The organism is Arenibaculum pallidiluteum, from assembly GCF_017355985.1.
Lineage (GTDB): Bacteria > Pseudomonadota > Alphaproteobacteria > Azospirillales > Azospirillaceae > Arenibaculum > Arenibaculum pallidiluteum.
The window spans coordinates 1-20749 of the sequence record NZ_JAFIQU010000001.1 but is presented as its reverse complement, the minus strand read 5'-3'; the positions used below and the strand labels follow the sequence as shown (position 1 = coordinate 20749).

The window sequence follows — 20749 nt, the reverse complement described above, 5'->3', positions numbered from 1 at the left end:
GCCGGGACAGGTCCGGCGCCGCCGTTCCGGAGATTCCCGCCGTGCGGGGACCAGAATCACGAATGCCCGGCCGCACGATGGGGCAGCGGCGGCGGGAAGGGGCCGCCAGGCACCGCGCCGGCCACAGCAGCCCCCAGCTCCGCCGTCAGCTCTAAGGGCGAGAAGCCGTAAGCCCTGGCCGCATCGCCCAGGGTCATGAACGGCGCCATGGCACAGCCGGGGCAGGCCATTCCGCGGCTGAGGAACACGGCGACGGCGGCTGGCCAGCGCTCCAGCACGTCCGAGACCATCTCGACTTCGCTCAGCGGCTTCGAGGAGCGGGGCGTTTCGCTGCAGGCGTCCATGGGTGCCTCCTGGACGCCGCCGACCGGCGGCGCCCGGCATCACGGGATGGTTCAGTCGGTCCGCCCGTCGGCGCGCGGCTGCACCAGGATCGGCACGTAGTCCCAAAGGAAGAGCAAGAAGGTGAGGGCCCACAGCCCGCCCGCCGCGGCCAGCGCCGCCGGGTAGAGCTCGCCGGGCAGCGCCGGCGCGGCGACCCGCGCGAGGACGGAGAGCGTGAGCACCCCGTAGGCCGCCACCGTCGCGGGCGGCGTGACGAGGGCCCGGCCGGTATGCCCGAGGGCCGCGCGGCTCATGACGGCCAGGATCATGGTTCCGAAGCCGCCCGCGGTCAGCGCGTGCATCCAGGCGGCGCCGGCGACGCTGCCGCCCAGCAGCGCGGTTGCCTTGAGCGCGAGGGCGAGCGGGATCCAGAGATATCCCAGATGCAGGATCCACAGGATCGGCATGCGCAGCGTCCGCGCGCCGCCCCAGAAGGCGAGGCGACCGGCATGGGTGAGGGCGGCGGCCGCGGCGACCGCGCCGGAGGCGGAGCTGCCGGGCATCGCCAGATCGACCGGAATCATCGCGAGCGTCAGGCCAAGCGTGGCGAGCTCCAGTGGCTTCGGCGCCCCGAGGTCGACATCGTGGGCGCGCGTGCGCAGCGCGTTCCGCGTGAAGGCAGGAACGATGCGCCCGCCGATCACGGTGGTCATCATCAGGACGACGCCGACCGAAAGGACGATCCCCTGCGCGGCGGCGCCGGGAGCGAGGTCGAGCCAGTCCATCCTGAAAAGCAGGTTTGCAAGCGTGAGCAGGAGGAGCAGCACGAGGAAGGCAGCATTACGCGCCTTGCCCGCGCGGATCAGCGGCAGCGCCACGGCGGCGCCGACGGCCGGGAAGAACGCGAGGTCGATCACGGCGGCCAGCGGCGCGTCCGAGACCGAGGGGAGGGAGGCGACCCGTCCCGCGACCCAGAGCGCCGCGAGCCCGCCGAGCGGCCAGCCCGAGACCGGGCGGCAGCCCGTCCAGTTGGGCACGGCCGTCAGCATGAAGCCGCCGACGGCGGCGCCGACGAAGCCGAACAGCATCTCGTGCGCATGCCAGGAGACCGGCGCCGCGGTACCGTCGAGGGTCAGGCAGCCCGCAAGGTTCAGCAGCCAGACCGCGACGAAGGCCGGTGCCGAGAGCGCCGCGAGCAAGAAGAAGGGGCGGAGGCCGACCGACAGCACCGGCGGGATGCCGGGTCCGCTGCGGGCGTTCAGGGCTGGAGCGGTCATGGTGATCTCTGAATCCGGAGGAAGCCGTTGTCCGGACCCTAGCCCCTCATCACCCCTCCTTCGTTGCGCGGGGACAAACAGCGCGACGGAACCCGGGCGGCCGTCAGTGCGCGGTCGACCCCAGGAACTGCCGCAGCTCCGGCGTCCGAGGGGCGGAGAAGAGCTCGTCCGGAGGGCCGATCTCGTGGATGCGCCCCTGGTGCATGAACACCACCCGATCGCAGACCTGGCGCGCGAAGCGCATCTCGTGCGTCACCATCATCAGCGTCATGCCGTCGGCCGCGAGTTCGCCGACGACCGCCAGCACCTCGTTCACGAGCTCGGGATCGAGGGCGGAGGTGATCTCGTCGCACAGCAGCGCCAGAGGCTGCATGGCGAGCGCGCGGGCGATGGCGACCCGCTGCTGCTGGCCGCCGGAGAGCTGGTCGGGATAGGCGTCGAACTTCTGGCCGAGCCCGACGCGGTCGAGCATCCGCCGCGCGAGGTCCTCGGCCTCGCCCACGGGCATCTTTCGCACCACCATGGGCGAGAGCATCACGTTGCGGCCGGCGGTCAGGTGCGGGAACAGGTTGAACTGCTGGAAGATCATTCCGACCTTCAGCCGCAGCGCCCTGAGCTGCTGGTCCTCCGACGACACATGGGTGCCCGCGACCAGGATCGAGCCGCCGTCGATGGTCTCCAGCCCGTTGACGCAGCGCAGAAGCGTGCTCTTCCCGGATCCGCTGCGGCCGATGATGGCGCAGACCTCGCCGGCCGCGACGTCGAGATCGATCCCCTTGAGCACCTCGTTCGCGCCGAAGCGCTTTCGCACGTCAGTGATGGCGATGAGGGGCATTCAGCCTCCGTTCGAGGAAGCGGCTCGCCACGGAAAGCGGCCAGCACAGGACGAAGTAGAGCAGTGCCACCAGGGCGTAGACGGTGAAGGGCTGGAAGGTGGCGTTGGTGATCATGGTCCCGGCCTTCGAGAGCTCGACGAACCCGATGATCGAGGTGAGGGCCGTGCCCTTCACCACCTGGACCGAGAAACCCACGGTTGGCGGCACCGCGATCCTGAGGGCCTGCGGCAGGATCACGTGCCGCATCTGCTCGAGATATCCCATCCCGAGGCTTGCCGAGGCCTCCCACTGTCCCCGGGGGATCGCCTCGACGCAGCCCCGCCAGATCTCCGCCAGGAAGGCGGCGGTCCACAGGACCAGGGCCAGGCCGGCGGCGAGCCAGGGCGGCATGTTGATCCCGACCAGCGACAGCGCGAAGAAGGCCAGGAAGAGCTGCATCAGCAGCGGCGTGCCCTGGAAGAGCTCGATGAAGCCCAGGGCGAACCGCCGCGGCAGCGGCCGGCGCGCGGTCCTCATGACCAGGACCAGCAATCCCGCCAGGCCGCCGCCGAGGAAGGCGACGGCCGAGAGCAGGACGGTCCACCGGGCCGCCAGCAGCAGGTTGCGAAGGATGTCCCAGGTCGAGAACTCGATCACTGCGCCCGCCCCCGCGAGAACAGCCGCTCGCCCGCCAGCCTGAGGGCCTGCCGCAGGATCACGGCCAGCGCCAGGTAGAGCAGGATCACGACGAAGTAGACTTCGAACGACCGAAAGTTCCGGGACTGGATGAAGTTGGCGGCGAAGGTCAGGTCCTCGGCCGCGATTTGCGAGACCACCGATGAGCCGAGCATCACGATCACGACCTGGGACGAGAGCGCGGGCCAGATGCGCCGCATCGCCGGGCCCAGCACGACGTGGCGGAAGACCTGCAGGCGCGACATCGCGAGGCTCAGCCCGGCCTCGACCTGCCCGCGCGGCGTCGCCTCGATCCCGGCCCGGATGATTTCGGCGCCGTAGGCGCCGAGATTGACGACCATGGCGAGCATGGCCGCCTGCATCTCGCCGAGCCGCAGGCCGGCCGAAGGCAGGCCGAAGAAGATGAAGAAGAGCTGGATCAGGAAGGGCGTGTTGCGGATCAGCTCGACATAGGCGACGACCGGTACGCGCAGCCAGCGCGGGCCCTGCGTGCGGATCCAGGCGCACAGCGTCGCGAGCGCAAGGCCGGCGCCGGCGCCGACCGCGGTCAGCGCGATCGTGACGGCGATCCCCTTCAGGAGAACCGGCGCGTATTGCAGGATCCAGGTGAACTCGAAGACGTAGGCCATGGCCATCCCCCCAGGCACGGGCGCTCCGCGGGTTCCGCCCGCGAAGCGCCCGCGGGCAATGCCGGATCAGAGATCCTTGGGCAGGTCCGCTCCGAGCCACTTCTTCGCGATGGCGTTCAGCGCGCCACTGGACTTCGCCTCGGCCAGGATCGCGTTCACGCGGGCCAGAAGCTTGGGCTCGTTCTTGTTCAGCCCGACATAGCAGGGCGAGTTCTTGATCAGGAACTTGGATTCCGGCCGCTTCGGCGGGTTCCGCTCCAGGATCGCGGCGGCGACGACGTTGCCCGTCGCGACGAGCTCGACCTGGCCCGACAGGAAGGCCGAGATCGTGCCATTGTTGTCCTCGTACCGGCGGATCGTCGCGCTGGCGGGGGCGATCTTCGTCAGCTCCAGGTCCTCGACCGCGCCCCGCGTCACGCCCACGGTCTTCCCGGCGAGATCGTCGGGTCCGTTCACGGCGGCGTCCGCGGGTCCGAAGACACCGTTGAAGAAGGGCGCATAGGCCTCGGAGAAGTCGATCACCTTCTCGCGCTCGGCATTCCTGCCGAGGCTCGAGATCACGAGATCGACGCGGTTCGTCTGCAGGTATGGAATGCGGTTGGCGCTCGTCACGGGGACGATCTCCACCTTGACGCCGAGCTTGTCGCCGATCAGGCGGGCGACGTCGATGTCGTAGCCCCGGGGCTGCAGGTCGGGTCCCACCGTGCCGAAGGGCGGAAAGTCCTGCGGCACCGCGATCTTGATCGTGCCGGCGCCGAGTATGGTGTCCAGCGCCTCGGCCGAAGCCGGCGAGACGAGTCCGCAGAAGGCGAGCGCCGCGACGAGGGCGCCGGCGAGGCGGCGGTTGTACATCCTGTCCTTCCTTTCCTAGGCATTCCGGCGAGCCAGTTCCATCGGGATCGCTGGCCGCCGGGTGGTGGTTTCGCGGGCGCGGCGCCGGATCGTGCAGGGCGCGGCGGCCGCTTCGGCGCGGCGGGCGTGCCATCGCAGTTATCGTGCCAGCCCCGCGAGCCCGGGGAAGGTGGAGCCCAGAGGCAGTGCGGACGGCGTCGGCGCGTGCAAATGCCTTCCGAAGGGGCAGAACCAGACGGACTGCCGCCTCGCGACAGTTGCGTCTTATGTTACAAATGAAGTTGCATGATCGTTGATCCCCGTTCGGCACCTCGCTTAGGGTTCCGGGGCCGGATGCGCAGGCGGCAGCGCCGCAGAGCAGGGGGCGGCATCGCCGCCGCGTCCGGGCCAAAGTCCAGCAGGGGATGGCAATCATGACCTACAATGCGATCATCATCGGCGGCAGCTTTGCGGGGCTGTCGGCTGCCCTCATGCTCGGCCGCGCACGCCAGCGCGTCCTTGTGATCGACGAGGGAAACCGCCGCAACCGCTTCGTCGCCGCCTCGCACGGCTTTCTCGGGCAGGATGGGCGCGCCCCCGGCGACATCATCGCGGATGCCCGCGCTGAGGTGATGGCCTACCCGACGGTGGAATGGGCCAACGGCCATGTGGAGCGCGCGGAGAAGATCGGACGCGTCTTCCGCGTCACCGAGGCGAGCGGCGAGGTTCACGAGGCGCAGCGCCTGGTGCTGGCGATGGGCGTGGTCGACGAGCTGCCGGCCGTGCCGGGCCTCGCGGAACGCTGGGGACGGTCCGTCTTCTATTGCCCCTACTGCGATGGCTACGAGCTGATGAACGGGAAGGCCGCCGTGCTTGCGACCTCGCTGATGGCGATGCATCAGGCCGTGCTGCTTCCCGACTGGGCTGAGACGACGCTCCTTCTGAACGACGTCTTCGAGCCGGACGCCGAGCAGCGCGCGCAGCTCGCGCGCCGCGGGGTGACGGTGGTGGCGGGAGGCGTCCGCGAGATCACCGGCGACAGGGCCGACGTCGTTCTGGCGGATGGGCGCGTCCTGGCCTTCCAGGCGCTGTTCGTCGAGCCTCGGCCGCGGATCGCCAGCCCGATCGCGCAACAGCTCGGCTGCGAGCTGGAGGACGGAATGATCGGTCCCATCATCAAGACGGACATGATGCGGGAAACGACGGTGCCGGGCGTCTTCGCCTGCGGCGACGCGGCTACGCTCGGGGCGGCCGTCGCGCTGGCGGTCGGCACCGGGGCGATGGCCGGCGTGATGGCGCACCAGTCGCTGGTTTTCCGAAGCGACGCCTGAGCTGCGCGGGCAGCCGCGAGACGGGTCCCCGGCTCGATGCGCCGATCGCGCGTTACGCCACCAAGGGGTCGTCCTGCCAGGAACGGCCGGGCGCGGACGACTGCTTCAGGAAGTCGACGAACGCCCGGACCGTTGCCGAGAGCTCGCGGTTGCTCGGGAACACGGCATGCACTTCGACCGGCTGCGGCCGCCATTCGGGCATAAGCCGAACGAGCCTGCCGGCGGCGATGTCCGGCGCGCAAAGGTAGCCGGAGAGGCAGCCCAATCCCGCCCCTTTCGCCACGGCCCGATGGATCGTCAGTGCGTCGTTCACGCATAGCCGGGGTTTGGTCTCGACCGTGACCGTCCGTCCGGACGGGTCGCTGAACGCCCAGGGCCGGGGCCGTCCGTCCGCGCTCGGCATCTCGACGGTGTCGTGCGCGCGCAGGTCCTCCAGGCCTTGGGGAACGCCCCGCCGATCCAGGTATGCGGGCGCCGCGCAGAGGTAACGACGGATCACGCCCAGCTTCGTCGCGACGAGGCGCGAGTCAGGCAGCGGACCCATGCGGATCGCGACGTCGATGTTGTCCGCGATGAGCTCGGCGATCCGGCTGGTGAGGTCGACATGGACCTCGACCTGCGGGTAGCGCTCCAGGAACTCAGGCACGAGCTCGGACAGGACGTTGACGCCGAAGCCGATGCCGGCGCTCACGCGCAGCGGGCCGCGCGGCGTTCCGCCCAGGCCGCCCACATAGTCCGTCATCTCTGCCACGCGTCCCAACAGATCCGCGCAGCGCTGGCGCAGCATCTCGCCCACCTCGGTCAGCGCCACCTCGCGGGTGGAGCGTTGAAGGAGGCGTGTCCCGAGCTCCCCCTCCAGCCGTGCGATGCTGCGGCTGACGCTCGACTTGGGCAGTCCCAGGGCGCGCGCGGCCGCCGTGAATCCGCGCAGCGCCGCCACGCGCTCGAAGACGCGCAAGTCGTTGAGGTCGAGCATGCCGCACCGTCACACGGACCGGAGCGGCTGTCCATGGGTGGCGGGCTGGAACGCTGTGTTCCCGTGAATGAACGATCCGGATCGGCCCCGAGCCGTTGATCCCCATGAGCGACATGAGCGACATGGGAGGAGCGATCATGACGGTGCTGGCCGTCGGAGGCACGGGCAACATCGGCTCGCTGGTCGTGCGCGAGCTGGCGGGCCGGGGAACGAGGGTGCGGGCGTTAAGCCGGGACCCGGACAAGGAGGCGTTCCCGTCCGGCGTCGAGCCGGTCAGGGGTGACATGATGGACCCGGATTCACTCCGGGGCGCGCTCGACGGCGCGAGCACCATGTTCCTGCTTAGTCCGGTCGCGCCGACGGAGCTCGGCATGGCGCTCGTGGCGCTGGCGCTCGCCAGGGATGCGGGCGTGCGCGGCGTGGTCTACTTCTCGATGATCAACGCGAACCGTTTCCTCGACTGCCCGCACGCGGCCGCCAAGAACGCGGCCGAGCTGGCCATCGCGCGCCTGGATCTGCCGGCGACGATCCTCAGGCCCAACTACTTCTTCCAGAACGACCTCATGATCAAGGACGCGATCCTCGGCGGCACCTACGCGATGCCCATCGGGAGCGTCGGCGTGGAGATGGTCGACGCCCGCGATATCGCGGAGGTCGCCGCGCGCGAGCTGATGCGCCGCGAAGAGGCGGCAGGGCCGCTGCCGCGCGAGCTGATCGAGATCGTCGGGCCCGAGCGCATGACGGGCGACATGGCGGCGTCGATCTGGTCGGAGGTGCTGCAGCGCAGGGTCGCCTATGCCGGCGACGACATCAGTGGGCTCGAGGCGAAGGTCGGCGCGATGAACGGCCCCTGGATCGCCTACGACCAGGTGCTCATGTTCCGCGGCTTTCACCGTGAGGGCATGCTCGGTTCGGCCGGGTCGGCGGATCGTCTGACCGCCATGCTCGGCCGTCCCTTGAGGCGCTACCGAGATTTCGCCACCGAGACCGCGCGCGAGTGGGGCAGGCAGCCGCCCGAGGCCACCTGCTGACTTCTCCGAGATGAGCGCGGACGATGGGCGAAGGATCATTGACAATGACCTGGCCGACACTGCGTCGACGACCAAGGCGGTTGGGCGGAAACTGCTTGATCTGAAGGTTGATGGAGGGACCGAAGATGACGGACCGGAAGCGCGTGCTGATCATCGGCGAGGAGCCGGGCATGGTCGACTTTTCCGACCCCGCCATTCCGCCTGGCATGGACGCCGATAAGATCCGTGCCGGGTTGAACACGGCCATGGACGAACTGCGGGCGAACGGCCGCGAGGTCGACCTCGTGCTCACGACGAGCGAGGATGCCGCGGCGGGCGAGGTCGCGGCTGCGCTCGAAGGTAAGGCGTACGACTGCATCGTCGTGGGCGCCGGACTCCGGGTCGTGCCCAGGATGACGGGCACCTTCGAGGCGGTCCTGAACGCGGTGCGCGAGCATGCGCCGCAGGCGCGGCTCGCCTTCAACTCGGCCCCCGAGGACTCCGCTCCGGCGGCCGAGCGCCAGCTGGCCCGGATCTCATGACCGCGGCGCGGGACTGGGAGGAATTCCGGGTCGAACGCGTGAGCGTCGAGGGCGGCGCGTTGACGGTCCGCGTCGGCGGTTCCGGGCCACCCGTCGCCTTGCTCCACGGGTTCCCGCAACACTCTCTTATGTGGCGCACGGTGGCACCGGTCCTCGCCGAACGGTTCACCGTGATCGCGCCCGACCAGCGCGGCATGGGCACGTCGGTCCTGCCCGATGTCCGTTTCACCAAGACTGACATGGCGCGCGACCTCGCCGTCGTGCTCGACGCGCTCGGGCACGAGCGTGCCCATGTCGTCGGATACGATCTCGGCGCCGGCGTCGCGGTCGCCTTTGCGCGCGAGTATCCGCACCGTGTGGAGCGCCTTGGCGTGATGGAGTTTGTCGCGGCCGGGTTCGGGCTCGAGGAGGCGATGGCACCCAGGAAGGGCTGGAACGTCGAATCCAACTGGCACTTCTCCGTCCTGGCTGCCCCGGACGTCGCCGCCTGGCTGTTTCGCGGCCGTGAGCGCGAGCTGCTCGACTGGTTCTTCGGGCACGAGTCCCACCAGGGCGCGACCGCGGTGTCTTCCGGCGATCTCGACACCTACGCCCGTCTGCTTTCGCGGCCGGGGGCGCTCCGCGCGGGCGCGCAGTACTACGCCTCGATCTTTCAGGACGGCGAGGACAATGCCTCGCTCCGGGCGCGGCCGCTCGCCATGCCCGTGCTCGCCGTCGGCGGTGCGTCGCATGCCGGACCGCTTCTCGCAGGGCTCTGGGGTCCGGTCGCGACCATGCTCGAAACGGCGGTCATCCCTGCGGCCGGCCATTGGCTGTGCGACGAAAACCCGGCCGCGACCGCCGAGGCTCTTCTGAAGTTCCTCCGGAGCGAAGGTGGTCTGCGAGCCCATAGGCCCTGAGCTGCTCCAACGGAAGCGGTCCGCCCGTTGCCGAGCGAGGGCCCGCACTGGCTCGGGCCACCAGCAGCGTCCCGCAACGAGCAAGACTGGCGGGACATCAGGACCAGCTGCGAGCGCAGTGCTACTCCTTCCCGTCCCTCGGCTCGGGCAGGTCCTCGGCGATAGCGACGAGGTCGTGGGGCCGGCGGATCACGATGTGGCGCCGGGTGCTCTCGACGATGCCGCGCTCCTCCCAGGCCGAGAGCGTCCGGCTCACCGTGTGGAGCGTGCTGCCGGTCATGGAGGCAAGGTCCTGGCGGGTGATCGGGAAGTCGATCTCGACGCCCTCGGGGACCCGCTTGCCTGCCTGGCGGACCAGACGCAGCAGGGCATGTGCGATGCGCCGCTCGACCTTGGCGGAGGCAAGCTCGCGCAGCGACGCCTGCATGTCCATCATGCGGCCGCCGACGATGCGGCTCGCGTTCAGCCCGATGCGGGGGTGGATCTCCATCAGCTCGCGCATGGCGGCGTCGGACCAGTAGACCTCGACGCTGTCGACCACGGCGACGGCATCGGCGGGGTAGGGCCGCTCCATGAGGACGGCCAGCGTGCCGTACATCTCGCCCGGGCCGATGAAGCGCAGAACGACCTGGGTTCCCTCGGGCGTCGTCTGGACGATCTTGACCCGACCATCCACCAGCGCGTGGCATGTCGCCGGCGGATCGCCCTGGCGCAGGACGCGGGTATCCTTCGGCAGGCGCCGCGCGTGGCCGCGGCGCAGGACATCGTCTAGCTCCTCGGGCCCCAGACCGACGAAGAGTTCCATGCCCTGCAGGATCGATCGGTCGGGGGCCAGCGGCATCTGAGGGATCCTGTGGTCGCCGGAACTGCGTGCGCCGCGTGCGCGCGCTCCATCATAGCCGCTAGGGTCGCGGCACGCGCTCCGAGATGCAAGGCGGCCTCGCGTCGCGGACCGTCGCGCCGCCTGCGCAATTCGCCCGCGAGTTTGTCGGGCGACAAATTCGATAGCACGAAGCGCGGGTACACAGACTCATCGAAACGAGAAACCGCCCCTGGAGGGCAAGTCGATGAGGTCCATTCCCAAGCTGTTCGGCTCCGCCGCCACCGTCGCCCTTCTGGCCGGCGCCCTCGGAATGCTCAACCCCGCCGCGGCGGGCAACGATGCCGCTCACGCCCATCCTGGCGCGGCCGGCCCGGTCGACATCTCCCGTTCGGCAATGGACCTGCCGGCGCCCCCCGCAAAGCGTGCGCCCCAGAAGGTGACGGTGAACCTCGAGACGGTCGAGGTCGACGGCAAGCTCGCTGACGGCGCCACCTATCACTACTGGACCTTCAAGTCGGTCGACGAGCAGACCCCGAAGGTCCCGGGTCCCTTCGTCCGCGTCCGCGTCGGCGACACCGTCGAGGTGAAGCTGAAGAACCACGCGGACAGCGCGATGAACCACAACATCGACTTCCACGCGGTCACGGGTCCGGGCGGCGGCGGCGTCGCCACGGTGGCAGAGCCCGGGCAGACCAAGGGCTTCACCTTCAAAGCCCTGAACTCCGGCCTCTACGTCTACCACTGCGCCGTTCCGCTCGCGGCCCAGCACATCAGCAACGGGATGTACGGGCTGATCCTGGTCGAGCCCGAAGGCGGCCTGCCGAAGGTCGACCGCGAGTTCTACGTGATGCAGGGCGAGATCTACACCGAGCAGGCCTTCGGATCCGCCGGCGAGCTGACCGAGAGTTATGAGAAGCTCATGGCCGAGCAGCCCGAGTACTACGTCTTCAACGGCGCCGCCAACGCGCTGACCGGCGCCAACGCGCTGAAGGCCAAGGTCGGCGAGACCGTGCGGATCTACTTCGGGGTGGGCGGTCCCAACAAGACCTCGAGCTTCCACGTGATCGGCGAGATCTTCGATCGCCTCTATCAGGAAGGCGACCTCAGCTCGCCCCCGCTGAAGAGCGTGCAGACCACCATGGTTCCCGCCGGCGGCGCGGCCGCGGTGGAGTTCAAGCTCGAAGTCCCCGGCAACTACATGCTGGTCGACCACTCGCTGAGCCGGGCCGCCCGCGGCCTGATCGGGATGCTGGCCGTCGACGGCCCCGCCAACCCCGAGGTCTACAGGGCGCACCAGCCGCCTGCCCAGACGGCCGAGAACGTCCACTGAGCGCAGACCGGAGGAGGGGGCCCGCAGGGTCCCCTCCTTTCCGCATGGGCATTTCCCGGGGCGCGTGACGGGTCCGGCCTCCGGCCGGCCGTCTTCCCGCCCCGCCCCACGGCCTCACACGAGGTCAAAGCAGGAAAATGAAATGGCTGAGATAAAGCGACTTTGGCTTGTCCTGGCCCTGGTGATGGCGGCGTCGTTCGTCGCCCTGGGGCTGATGGGCCGGCAGATCCACCGTGAGGCGCCGCCGGAGCCCGCGCGCATCGTCGCGGCCGATGGCGCCGTGCTCTACATCCTCGACGACATCCGGCAGGGCCGCCTCGCATGGCAGTCCATGGGCGGCATGCAGGTCGGCTCCATCTGGGGCCATGGCGGCTACGTCGCGCCCGACTGGTCGGCCGACTGGCTGCACCGGGAGGCGCTGGCGCTGCTCGATGTCTGGGCGGCGCGCGAGCACGGAAGGGCTTTCGCCGCGATCGGCGCCGAGCAGCAGGCCGCGCTCCGCGAGCGCCTGCGGGCCGAGATGCGGGCCAACACCTACGACGCGGCCTCGGCGACGATCGCGGTCTCCGCCGACCGCGCCGCGGCCATCCGGCAGGTCGCACGCCACTACGAGGCGCTGCTGGGCGACGATCCCGCGCTTTCGCCCCTGCGCGAGCAGTACGCGATCGCCGATCGCGCGGTCCCGGATGCCGGCCGGCGGGCGGACATCGCGGCCTTCTTCTTCTGGACGGCCTGGGCTGCGACCACCGAGCGGCCCGGCGAGGACGTGACCTATACCGCGAACTGGCCGCACGAGCCGCTGGTCGGAAACTATCCCTCCACGCCGAACGTGATGTGGTCGGTCCTCAGCGTCGTGCTGCTGGTCGCCGGCATCGGGGCGCTGGTCTGGTATCATGCGCGCAGCCCCCACGACGAGCATGTGACGCCGCCCGCGGCCGATCCGCTGCTCGCCCTGAAGCCCACGCCCTCCATGAAGGCGACGGGCAAGTACTTCCTGACGGTGATCGGCCTGTTCCTGGCCCAGATCACCCTGGGCGCAGTGACAGCGCACTATGCGGTGGAGGGCCACGATTTCTACGGCATTCCGCTCAGCCAGATCCTGCCCTATGCGGTGACGCGCACGTGGCACACGCAGCTCGCGGTGTTCTGGATCGCCACCGCCTGGCTGGCGACCGGCCTCTACATCGCGCCCGCGATCTCCGGACACGAGCCGCGCTTCCAGCGTCTCGGCGTCAACGTGCTGTGGGCCGCACTGGTCCTGGTGGTCGTCGGCTCGCTGTTCGGGGAATGGCTCGGCGTGCAGCAGGTCCTGGATCTCGACGCGAACTGGTGGTTCGGCCATCAGGGCTGGGAATACGTCGATCTCGGCCGCTTCTGGCAGATCCTGCTCTTCATCGGCCTGATGCTTTGGCTGGTCCTCGTCGGTCGCGCCCTGTGGCCGGCCCTGACCCGATCGGACGAGAGCAAGCCGGTTCTGCTGGTGATGTTCCTGTCCACCATCGCGATCGGCCTCTTCTATGCGGCCGGCTTCATGTGGGGCAAGCACACCCACATCAGCATGGTCGAGTACTGGCGCTGGTGGGTCGTCCACCTGTGGGTCGAGGGCTTATTCGAGGTCTTCGCGACGGCCGTGATCAGCCTTCTCTTCGTGCGCCTGGGGCTGGTGCGCGCCCATACCGCGAACGTCGCGGTCCTTGCGAGTACGATCGTGTTCCTCTCGGGCGGCGTGCTCGGCACGGCGCACCACTGGTACTTCTCCGGCACGCCGGTCTCGGTGATCGCGGTGGGCGCGGTGTTCTCCGCCCTCGAGGTGGTTCCGCTGGCGCTGGTCGGCGGCGAGGCCTTCGAGACCTACCGGCACAGCAAGGCGGCGCCCTGGGTGCAGACCTACAAGTGGCCGATCCTGTTCTTCGTCGCGGTGTCGTTCTGGAACCTGCTCGGCGCCGGCGTCTTCGGCTTCCTGATCAACACGCCGATCGCGCTCTACTACGTGCAGGGCATGAACCTGACGGCGAACCACGGGCACACCGCGCTCTTCGGCGTCTACGGCATGCTGGGCATCGGCCTCATGCTCTTCTGCCTGCGCGGCCTGGCGAGCCGCCTCGCCTGGAACGACGGCCTGCTGAAGGCGACCTTCTGGCTGCTGAACTGCGGGCTGGCGATGATGTCCTTCCTGTCGCTGTTCCCGGCCGGGGCCTACCAGGCGTGGCACAGCATCACGATCGGCACCTGGTACGCCCGCTCGGCGGAGATCATCCACTCTCCGACTATGGAGACGCTGGTGTGGATGCGCGTGCCCGGGGACATCGTCTTCAGCATCGGCGCCCTGGTGCTCGCCTACTTCGCCTACCGGCTGGTCCGGGGCGGGAAGGGCAGGGCCAAGGCCCGCATCCCGACGGCCGTCCAGCCGGCCGAGTGACGCATGGGGGAGGGGCCTTGCACGGCCTCTCCCCTTCTTTCCCGGAACACCATGGCTCCGCCCATGTATGTCTGCATCTGCAACGCGCTGACGGAGCGCCGCATCCGTGCCGCCATCGCCGAGGCTTCACCCCGCACCGTCGCCGGGGTCTATGCCGCCTGCGGCGTGCGCCCGCAATGCGGGAAATGCGCCCCGGCCATCGCCGACCTGCTGGACGAACACGCATCCTCCGCCCTCGCGATCGCCGCCGAATAGCGGACCCCGAACTCAGGAGACCCTGCCCGTCCGACGGCACCGGGCCGACGGCACGCCGCGGCGGTTCGAGCGGCAGCGACCCGCGCTCGGAACCATCGGGGGGCGTTTCGGTTCCCGACTGCGGCCCCATCCGGGGCAAAGGCAAATGGGACGGCACCGTGCCGGACCCGCAGGGGAGTAGGAATGCTCAGGAACCGGAATACCCATCGGTCCGGCTGGGGCTTGGCGGCGGGCATCGGCGCCGCTGCCTTGCTCGGCGCGGCAGCCCTCTATGTCAGGCGGGAGACGCGCCGTGCCGAGCGTGCGCATCCGCCGACCGGGAAGTTCGTCGAGGTCGACGGCGTGCGGCTGCATTTCGTCGACACCGGCGGCGGCGGGCCGGTGCTGCTGGTTCTGCACGGCAACGGGGCGATGATCGCCGACATGGAGATCAGCGGGCTCGTCGATGCGATGGCGCGCCGCTACAGGGTCATCGTCTTCGACCGGCCCGGCTATGGCCACAGCGACCGGCCACGCGGCCGGCTCTGGAGCGCCGCCGCCCAGGCCGCCCTGGTGGACGCGGCCCTGGAACGGCTCGGAATCGAGCGTGCCCTGCTCCTCGGCCATTCCTGGGGGACGCAGGTTGCGCTCAGGCTGGCCCTGGACCACCCGCAGCGTGTCGCCGGGCTGGTCCTCGTCTCCGGCTACTATTTCCCTACCTTGCGCGCCGACACCTTCCTGCTGACGCCGCCCGCCATTCCCGTCATCGGTGACGTCATGCGCCACACCGTCTCGCCTCTGCTCGGGAGAGCGCTGGCGCCCAAGCTGATCGCGAGGATGTTCGCGCCCCAGCCCGTGCCCGAGCGATTCGCAGCCGAATTCCCGCTCGGCCTCTCCCTGCGTCCGGGGCAGCTCCGCGCCAGTGCCGAGGAGACCGCGCTGATGGTCTCCGGGGCGGCGGGGCTCGAGGCGCGCTACGGCGAGCTGCGGCTCCCGGTGGTGATCGTGGCGGGCACGGATGACAGGATCGCCACCTTCGAGCACCACGCCGCCCGCCTGCACGAGGCCATCCCGGGCAGCGAGCTCCGGGCCCTGGGCGGCCGTGGACACATGCTGCACCATTACGAGTCCGACGAGATCGTGGACGCGATCGACACGGTGCGCGAGCGGGCCGCCGAGGCGCGTATCGCGGCCGAATGAGGCGGCGAGTGCGACGGCGCCGTCCTGCGGCGATCCAGGACGGGGGGGCCGGGCCGGCCTTGACACGCCCGTTGGCCTGACTGAATGTTCGAAATAGAAACATCGGTACGATAAGCGCCCGCCGTGCCGGCACAACGCGCGGCGGAAGGGCACCGGATGCCGCCGGTGGGCCGCCCGTGGAACGGGCTCCCACCGGCGTGGGAATGGGGTAGTGTCGTCGGGCAAGGGTCCTCCGCGGGAGAGCTTCTTCTCCTTGAGGCGGGACCGTAACGAAAAGCCTGGCGCGACCTGGGCGGGCCTTCCGCCCGGGGCGCGACACGGGCGCAGGGACCATGGTTTCAGGGAGGATCGTCCATGAAGGTCAGCCGTCGCAGTTTCCTGTCCATTGCCGCTGGCGCCGTCGCCGCCCCGGCCGTGCTGCGCGAGGGTTATGCCCAGGCCGCGCAGGTCACGCTGAAGCTCCACCATTTCCTGCCGCCGGCCGCCAACGTGCCGACGAACTTCCTGGCCCCGTGGGCGCGCAAGGTCGAGGAGGATTCGGCCGGGCGGCTGCGCATCCAGCTCTTCCCGTCCATGCAGCTCGGCGGAGCGCCGCCGCAGCTCTACGACCAGGCCCGAGACGGCGTGGTCGACCTGGTCTGGACGGTGCTCGGCTACACCTCCGGACGCTTTCCGCGCAGCGAGGCCATTGAGAGCCCCTTCGTCTCCCACCGCAGCTCGCGCGTGAACTCTCTGGCTTTCCAGGAGTATGCCGAGAAGCACATTGCGGACGAGTTCCGCGAGGTCCGTCCGATCTGCCTCTTCACCCATGACCGGGGCGTCTTCCACACGGACCGCAAGGTCGAGAGGATGGAGGATCTCAAGGGGCTGAAGATCCGCTTCCCGACGCGCGTCGCCGGCGAGGCCCTGAAGGCGCTCGGCGCGACGGCGGTCGGCATGCCGGTGCCGCAGGTGCCGGAGTCGATCTCCCAGCGCGTGATCAACGGCGCCGTCGTTCCCTGGGAGGTCGTTCCCTCGGTGAAGCTGGACGAGCTCGTGAAATTCCACACCGAGCTGCCAGGGCAGCGCTCCTTCTACAACACGGCCTTCATCCTGGCGATGAACAACGCCAAGTTCGATTCCCTGCCGGCGGACCTGAAGGACGTCGTCGTCAGGAACTCGGGGCAGGCGGCGGCGCGCATGGCTTCCGTCGCCTTCGACAACAGCACGCCGAAGGTGATCGAGCAGGTGAACCGCAAGAGCGGGACGATCGTCACCCTGAGCGAGGCCGAGACCGCGCGCTGGGAGGCGGCGACGCGGCCGGTGGTCGAGGACTGGGCCAGGCAGATGAAGGAGCGCAACGTCGACGGTCCCAAGCTTCTCGAAACCGTGCGCGAGCTGATCGCGAAGTACGAGAAGGCGTGAGGGACGGGGGGTGGTCTCGGACGATCTTCCGGAGGAGCGTGCAGGCGTCCTCGGCCGGGGCCTCCGCGCCCTGGCCGAGGGGCTTGCCCTGGCGGGCGGCGTGCTCATGCTCGCGGTGGCCTGCCTCGTCACGGCCAGCGTCCTGATGCGGTGGCTTCTCGACGAGGGGATCTCCGGCGACTTCGAGATCGTGCAGATCTCGACGGCGGTCGCGGCCTTCTCCTTCCTTCCTCTGTGCCAGGCCGCCCGCGGCAACATCATCGTGGACAGCTTCACGGGACGCCTGCCCCGGCGCGCGCGAGACCTGCTGGATGCCGTCTGGGACATCGTCTACGGCATCGCCGCCGTGCTGATCGCTTGGCATCTCCTGCTCGGAGCCCGCGACAGCCTGGCGAGCGGGACGACCTCCATGGTTCGGCAGCTTCCCATCGGCTATGCCGTGGCGGCCTGCTCCGCCATGGCGGCGGTGCTTGCCGCCGTGGCCTTCGTGACGGCCACGCGCCTGGCCAAGGGATCCCGATGAACGGTCTAACGATCGCGGCGTTCGGATTTGCCGGAATGCTGGGGCTGATGGCGATCCGCATGCCGGTCGGCTTGGCCATGCTGGTGGCGGGCAGCGCGGGCTATGCCTATCTCGGCGGCGTCCCGGTCTTCCTGAACTACCTGAAGTCGACGCCCTACTACCTGTTCTCCAACTATACGATCTCGGTGATTCCGCTCTTCATCATGATGGGCGCCTTCGCCGAGCGTTCGGGCCTTGCCACCGACCTGTTCCGGACCGCCAGCAACTTCGTCGGGCACCGGCGCGGCGGTCTCGCCATGGCGGTGATCGGGGCTTGCACCGCCTTCGGCGCCATCTGCGGCTCCTCCGTCGCCACCACCGCCACCTTCGGCCGCGCGGCGCTTCCCGAACTGCGGCGTTTCAACTACGGCAAGGGACTCTCCACCGGTACGATCGCGGTGGGCGGCACGCTGGGAATCCTGATTCCGCCCTCCGTGATTCTCGTGGTCTATGCGATCACCACCGAGCAGAACATCGCAAAGCTGTTCCAGGCGGCGCTGATTCCGGGAGTCCTGGCCGCGCTGTCCTATATCGCCGTGATCGCGCTCGTGGTGCGCCGGGATCCCGGGGCGGGTCCCGCCCATCCGCCGGTGGGCTGGGTCGAGCGAAGGAGCTCGCTGCTCAGGATCTGGCCGGCGATCCTCGTCGCCGTGATCGTCGTGGGCGGCATCTACGGCGGCATCTTCACCCCGACCGAAGGCGCGGCGGTGGGGGCCGTTTCCATGTTCGCGATCGGTCTCCTGCGCGGAACGCTGCCCTGGCGCGAGGTCCGGGCGAGCCTGCGCCAGACGGCCGAGACCTCGGCGATGATTTTTCTGATCCTGCTGGGGGCCGAGGTCTTCAACGCCTTCCTCGCGCTCTCGCAGCTTCCGGCCGAGACGGCAATGCTGCTGGCGGATGCGGCGCTGCCGCCCTACCTGATCCTGGCGCTGATCCTTGTCTGCTATATCGTGCTCGGAGCCGTGATGGACGAGCTGGCGATGATTCTGCTGACCCTCCCGGTGTTCTTCCCCATCATCTCGGCGCTGGATTTCGGCATGCCCCCCGATGATGTCGCGATCTGGTTCGGCATTCTCGTGCTGATGGTGGTGGGCATCGGGCTGACGGCGCCGCCCATCGGGCTGAACGTCTTCCTGATCAGCGCAATCGCACGCGACGTGCCGATCGCGGAGACCTATCGAGGCGTCATGCCGTTCCTTGCCGCGGACCTGCTGCGCCTGGTCATGGTCGCGCTGTTCCCGGTGCTGGCACTGGCCCTGGTGCACGCCTTCGCCTGAGCGACCCAGCCCGAAGCCCAGCCCGAAGCCCAGCCCGAAGCACTGTCGACGCAGTCGCGAACCACCTCGACGAATTCGCGAGGCGCTGATCCCGTAGCGCGATGCGCCTGCCCCGGGCTTTTCACCCATTCACCTCCTGCCCCTCAGAGTCTATCATTGGCATCACAATCAGCGCACGGATTGTTGGCATCATAAACAATGATGTGCGTTGCGGGAGGAGCGGAGCAATGGGGATTCGCAGGACGCGCACGCAGGTCGGCATCGTGGGCGCCGGGCCCGCGGGGCTCTTCCTCGCCCATCTGCTGCACAGGAGCGGAATCGAGGCGGTCATCCTTGAAAGCCGGGCGCGCGAGGAGATCGAGGGGACCATCCGCGCGGGCGTGCTGGAGCAGTGGACCGTAGACCTGATGAATGCCATGGGGCTCGGCGCGCGGATGATGCGCGAGGCGCATTTCCACGACGGGTTCACGTTGCGCTTCGCGGGCGAGAGCCACCATGTGGATGTCCGCGATCTCACGGAGGGCAAGCGCGTCACCGTCTATGCACAGCACGAGGTTCTGAAGGATCTGCTTGCGGCCTGGCTCGAGAGCGGCGGGCGGATCGTCTTCGGGGTCCGCGACGTGGTCCTGAACGGGATCGAGTCCGAGCTGCCCAGCATCGCGTTCCGCCATGGCGGGGAGGGCGGGGGCGAGGCCGAGGCCGAGGAGCTCCACTGCGACTTCCTCGTCGGATGCGACGGGTTCCACGGCCCCAGCCGCCAGGCGATCCCCGCCGGGGCGCGGACGGAATACCAGAAGGTCTACCCTTTCGGCTGGCTGGGCATCCTGTGCGAGGCGCCGCCCTCGCATCATGAGTTGATCTACGCCCGGCACGAACGCGGCTTTGCCCTGCTGAGCACGCGCTCGCCGGACATCCAGCGCCTTTATCTCCAGTGCGATCCGCATGACGATATCGCGAACTGGTCCGACGACCGGATCTGGGCCGAATTGCACCGCCGGCTGGAGACTGCCGCGGGATGGCGCCTCGTGGAGGGGCGGATCTTTCAGAAGAACATCGTGTCCATGCGCAGCTTCGTCTGCGAACCCATGCAGCATGGCCGCCTGTTCATCGCCGGCGACGCTGCGCACATCGTTCCGCCGACCGGTGCGAAGGGGCTGAACCTCGCTGTCGCCGACGTCCTGGTGTTGTCCCGTGCCCTGGAGGGGCACTATCGAGCCGGGCGCCGGGATCGCCTGGACGCATACGGGGCGACGGCGTTGCGCCGCATTTGGAAGGCCGAGCGCTTCTCCTGGTCCATGACGACGATGCTGCACACGAACCCGGAGGAGACGAGCTTCGAGCAGCGGATCCGCATGGCCGAACTCGACTATCTCGTGCACTCGCGGGCTGCGCTGACCGCGCTGGCCGAGAACTACGTGGGCCTGCCCTTCGACTGAGCGCGGCGCAGGCCGTCTGGACCCGGACCGTCGAATGCCCCTTTACAGACGGTGCCGGGACCGCATATAAGCCCGCTTCCGCGACTGAGCCCCTTTGGTGGGGTCTCGCCGCGGACCAAGTCAAAAATCATCGGTTGCGCGAGGGTGTCAATCACCGTGCGCCGATCCGATGAAGGCTTCGAATAACGTAAAATATCGTTGTTGTATCGGTCCGGTCGATCTGGCCGTCGGTACTGCAGTGAGATTTTATGTAATGCGTAGCGGACTTGGTGTCGGTGCAGATCGGTCGACGATTTCTGTGCTTGACGGGGTGGGACCGGGTTCCTATAAATGAGCTCATCCGGCGGCGACGCCGGGCGCGCCAGGAACTTCCGGTAAACGCCCTTGACGGGCAGAGCCGATGGGTCTACATAAGGCGCCCCTCGGACGGCAGCGATGCCGGACAGGGTGCGGCGGAGACGCCGCGGGATCTATGACAAGTGAACAGGATCGGAAGGGATGCGCGGGCGACGGTGCCTGCGGGATGTTCGGGTTCGGACGTCCAGCACGACCGTCGATCAGCGACATCTGCAGTAACATGCGTCTAGGACGAATGTGCTCAGGGATCGCGGTGGCGGTCATCGGATCTGCTGGGTTTGGGCTTTGTGCCTGGCCTGGTGGAGAACAGAACCTGAGAGTTTGATCCTGGCTCAGAACGAACGCTGGCGGCATGCCTAACACATGCAAGTCGAACG

Annotated in this window: 19 protein-coding genes, 1 rRNA gene and 1 pseudogene; 13 read left to right on the top strand and 8 right to left on the bottom strand. The window is 68.9% G+C overall.

Features of this window, described 5'->3' with window-relative positions:
* Nucleotides 1-56: 56 nt before the first annotated feature.
* From JUB13_RS00105 to JUB13_RS00080, 6 genes are all read right to left on the bottom strand, one after another.
* Nucleotides 57-344, bottom strand: a complete 288-nt coding sequence (locus tag JUB13_RS00105; RefSeq protein ID WP_207476155.1) for a DUF1858 domain-containing protein — start codon at nt 342-344, stop codon at nt 57-59.
* Nucleotides 345-395: 51 nt separating this feature from the next.
* Nucleotides 396-1601: an NnrS family protein gene (locus tag JUB13_RS00100; RefSeq protein WP_207476154.1), complete on the bottom strand. Its 1206-nt coding sequence runs from the start codon at nt 1599-1601 to the stop codon at nt 396-398.
* Between the two features lie 103 nt (nt 1602-1704).
* The gene (locus JUB13_RS00095) at nt 1705-2436 is read right to left on the bottom strand and encodes an amino acid ABC transporter ATP-binding protein (RefSeq protein ID WP_207476153.1); all 732 of its coding nucleotides are present in this window, start codon (nt 2434-2436) and stop codon (nt 1705-1707) included.
* A complete protein-coding gene (locus JUB13_RS00090) occupies nt 2414-3073 on the bottom strand; it encodes an amino acid ABC transporter permease (RefSeq protein WP_207476151.1) in 660 nt (219 codons plus the stop codon). Before JUB13_RS00090 ends, JUB13_RS00095 begins: the two co-directional genes overlap by 23 nt.
* Nucleotides 3070-3741: an amino acid ABC transporter permease gene (locus JUB13_RS00085; RefSeq protein WP_207476148.1), complete on the bottom strand. Its 672-nt coding sequence runs from the start codon at nt 3739-3741 to the stop codon at nt 3070-3072. Before JUB13_RS00085 ends, JUB13_RS00090 begins: the two co-directional genes overlap by 4 nt.
* Before the next feature lie 66 nt (nt 3742-3807).
* Nucleotides 3808-4593, bottom strand: coding sequence for a transporter substrate-binding domain-containing protein (locus JUB13_RS00080; protein ID WP_207476147.1), 786 nt, complete (start codon nt 4591-4593; stop codon nt 3808-3810).
* A 413-nt stretch (nt 4594-5006) separates the two neighbouring features.
* Here JUB13_RS00080 and JUB13_RS00075 point away from each other — a divergent pair, with 413 nt between their 5' ends.
* Nucleotides 5007-5903 carry an NAD(P)/FAD-dependent oxidoreductase gene (locus tag JUB13_RS00075; protein ID WP_207476145.1) on the top strand — a complete coding sequence of 299 codons (897 nt, stop codon included), beginning with the start codon at nt 5007-5009 and terminating at the stop codon, nt 5901-5903.
* 52 nt (nt 5904-5955) lie between these two features.
* On the opposite strand, the gene JUB13_RS00070 is transcribed toward JUB13_RS00075, so the two are convergent.
* Nucleotides 5956-6879, bottom strand: coding sequence for a LysR family transcriptional regulator (locus JUB13_RS00070; RefSeq protein WP_207476143.1), 924 nt, complete (start codon nt 6877-6879; stop codon nt 5956-5958).
* Nucleotides 6880-6983: 104 nt separating this feature from the next.
* Here JUB13_RS00070 and JUB13_RS00065 point away from each other — a divergent pair, with 104 nt between their 5' ends.
* The 3 genes from JUB13_RS00065 to JUB13_RS00055 all read left to right on the top strand — a co-directional run bounded on the left by JUB13_RS00065 (nt 6984) and on the right by JUB13_RS00055 (nt 9330).
* Nucleotides 6984-7910 carry an SDR family oxidoreductase gene (locus JUB13_RS00065; protein WP_236024637.1) on the top strand — a complete coding sequence of 309 codons (927 nt, stop codon included), beginning with the start codon at nt 6984-6986 and terminating at the stop codon, nt 7908-7910.
* Nucleotides 7911-8035: 125 nt separating this feature from the next.
* Nucleotides 8036-8431: a hypothetical protein gene (locus JUB13_RS00060; protein WP_207476141.1), complete on the top strand. Its 396-nt coding sequence runs from the start codon at nt 8036-8038 to the stop codon at nt 8429-8431.
* Nucleotides 8428-9330, top strand: coding sequence for an alpha/beta fold hydrolase (locus JUB13_RS00055; RefSeq protein WP_207476139.1), 903 nt, complete (start codon nt 8428-8430; stop codon nt 9328-9330). Before JUB13_RS00060 ends, JUB13_RS00055 begins: the two co-directional genes overlap by 4 nt.
* A 121-nt stretch (nt 9331-9451) precedes the next feature.
* Here the strand turns inward: JUB13_RS00055 and JUB13_RS00050 are convergent, their stop codons facing one another.
* Nucleotides 9452-10171 carry a Crp/Fnr family transcriptional regulator gene (locus JUB13_RS00050; RefSeq protein ID WP_207476137.1) on the bottom strand — a complete coding sequence of 240 codons (720 nt, stop codon included), beginning with the start codon at nt 10169-10171 and terminating at the stop codon, nt 9452-9454.
* Between the two features lie 226 nt (nt 10172-10397).
* Between JUB13_RS00050 and nirK the strand changes: the two are divergent.
* The 9 genes and pseudogenes from nirK to JUB13_RS00005 all read left to right on the top strand — a co-directional run.
* A pseudogene (gene nirK, locus JUB13_RS00045) lies at nt 10398-11396 on the top strand (copper-containing nitrite reductase); the annotation flags it as partial.
* A gap of 229 nt (nt 11397-11625) precedes the next feature.
* Nucleotides 11626-13902 (top strand): nitric-oxide reductase large subunit, encoded by a 2277-nt coding sequence (locus tag JUB13_RS00040; protein WP_207476135.1) that lies wholly within the window; start codon nt 11626-11628, stop codon nt 13900-13902.
* 51 nt (nt 13903-13953) lie between these two features.
* Nucleotides 13954-14157 (top strand): (2Fe-2S)-binding protein, encoded by a 204-nt coding sequence (locus JUB13_RS00035; protein WP_236024635.1) that lies wholly within the window; start codon nt 13954-13956, stop codon nt 14155-14157.
* A gap of 183 nt (nt 14158-14340) precedes the next feature.
* A complete protein-coding gene (locus JUB13_RS00030) occupies nt 14341-15336 on the top strand; it encodes an alpha/beta fold hydrolase (RefSeq protein ID WP_207476133.1) in 996 nt (331 codons plus the stop codon).
* A gap of 354 nt (nt 15337-15690) precedes the next feature.
* The gene (locus JUB13_RS00025; protein ID WP_207476131.1) at nt 15691-16740 is read left to right on the top strand and encodes a TRAP transporter substrate-binding protein; all 1050 of its coding nucleotides are present in this window, start codon (nt 15691-15693) and stop codon (nt 16738-16740) included.
* 10 nt (nt 16741-16750) lie between these two features.
* A complete protein-coding gene (locus JUB13_RS00020; protein WP_207476129.1) occupies nt 16751-17263 on the top strand; it encodes a TRAP transporter small permease in 513 nt (170 codons plus the stop codon).
* Entirely contained in the window at nt 17260-18579 is a 1320-nt protein-coding gene (locus JUB13_RS00015; RefSeq protein ID WP_207476127.1) for a TRAP transporter large permease, read from the top strand. The genes JUB13_RS00020 and JUB13_RS00015 overlap by 4 nt, the downstream gene beginning before the upstream one ends.
* 227 nt (nt 18580-18806) lie before the next feature.
* A complete protein-coding gene (locus tag JUB13_RS00010) occupies nt 18807-20015 on the top strand; it encodes a 4-hydroxybenzoate 3-monooxygenase (RefSeq protein WP_207476125.1) in 1209 nt (402 codons plus the stop codon).
* 666 nt (nt 20016-20681) lie between these two features.
* Nucleotides 20682-20749 (top strand): 16S ribosomal RNA (locus JUB13_RS00005); the annotation flags it as partial.

Excerpts from the sequence above, each read along its gene's own strand:
- JUB13_RS00105 (WP_207476155.1), bottom strand. The coding sequence starts at position 344 with ATGGACGCCTGCAGCGAAACGCCCCGCTCCTCGAAGCCGCTGAGCGAA.
- JUB13_RS00100 (WP_207476154.1), bottom strand. The coding sequence starts at position 1,601 with ATGACCGCTCCAGCCCTGAACGCCCGCAGCGGACCCGGCATCCCGCCG.
- JUB13_RS00095 (WP_207476153.1), bottom strand. The coding sequence starts at position 2,436 with ATGCCCCTCATCGCCATCACTGACGTGCGAAAGCGCTTCGGCGCGAAC.
- JUB13_RS00085 (WP_207476148.1), bottom strand. The coding sequence starts at position 3,741 with ATGGCCTACGTCTTCGAGTTCACCTGGATCCTGCAATACGCGCCGGTT.
- JUB13_RS00080 (WP_207476147.1), bottom strand. The coding sequence starts at position 4,593 with ATGTACAACCGCCGCCTCGCCGGCGCCCTCGTCGCGGCGCTCGCCTTC.
- JUB13_RS00075 (WP_207476145.1), top strand. The coding sequence starts at position 5,007 with ATGACCTACAATGCGATCATCATCGGCGGCAGCTTTGCGGGGCTGTCG.
- JUB13_RS00070 (WP_207476143.1), bottom strand. The coding sequence starts at position 6,879 with ATGCTCGACCTCAACGACTTGCGCGTCTTCGAGCGCGTGGCGGCGCTG.
- JUB13_RS00065 (WP_236024637.1), top strand. The coding sequence starts at position 6,984 with ATGAGCGACATGAGCGACATGGGAGGAGCGATCATGACGGTGCTGGCC.
- JUB13_RS00060 (WP_207476141.1), top strand. The coding sequence starts at position 8,036 with ATGACGGACCGGAAGCGCGTGCTGATCATCGGCGAGGAGCCGGGCATG.
- JUB13_RS00055 (WP_207476139.1), top strand. The coding sequence starts at position 8,428 with ATGACCGCGGCGCGGGACTGGGAGGAATTCCGGGTCGAACGCGTGAGC.
- JUB13_RS00050 (WP_207476137.1), bottom strand. The coding sequence starts at position 10,171 with ATGCCGCTGGCCCCCGACCGATCGATCCTGCAGGGCATGGAACTCTTC.
- JUB13_RS00040 (WP_207476135.1), top strand. The coding sequence starts at position 11,626 with ATGGCTGAGATAAAGCGACTTTGGCTTGTCCTGGCCCTGGTGATGGCG.
- JUB13_RS00035 (WP_236024635.1), top strand. The coding sequence starts at position 13,954 with ATGGCTCCGCCCATGTATGTCTGCATCTGCAACGCGCTGACGGAGCGC.
- JUB13_RS00030 (WP_207476133.1), top strand. The coding sequence starts at position 14,341 with ATGCTCAGGAACCGGAATACCCATCGGTCCGGCTGGGGCTTGGCGGCG.
- JUB13_RS00025 (WP_207476131.1), top strand. The coding sequence starts at position 15,691 with ATGAAGGTCAGCCGTCGCAGTTTCCTGTCCATTGCCGCTGGCGCCGTC.
- JUB13_RS00015 (WP_207476127.1), top strand. The coding sequence starts at position 17,260 with ATGAACGGTCTAACGATCGCGGCGTTCGGATTTGCCGGAATGCTGGGG.
- JUB13_RS00010 (WP_207476125.1), top strand. The coding sequence starts at position 18,807 with ATGGGGATTCGCAGGACGCGCACGCAGGTCGGCATCGTGGGCGCCGGG.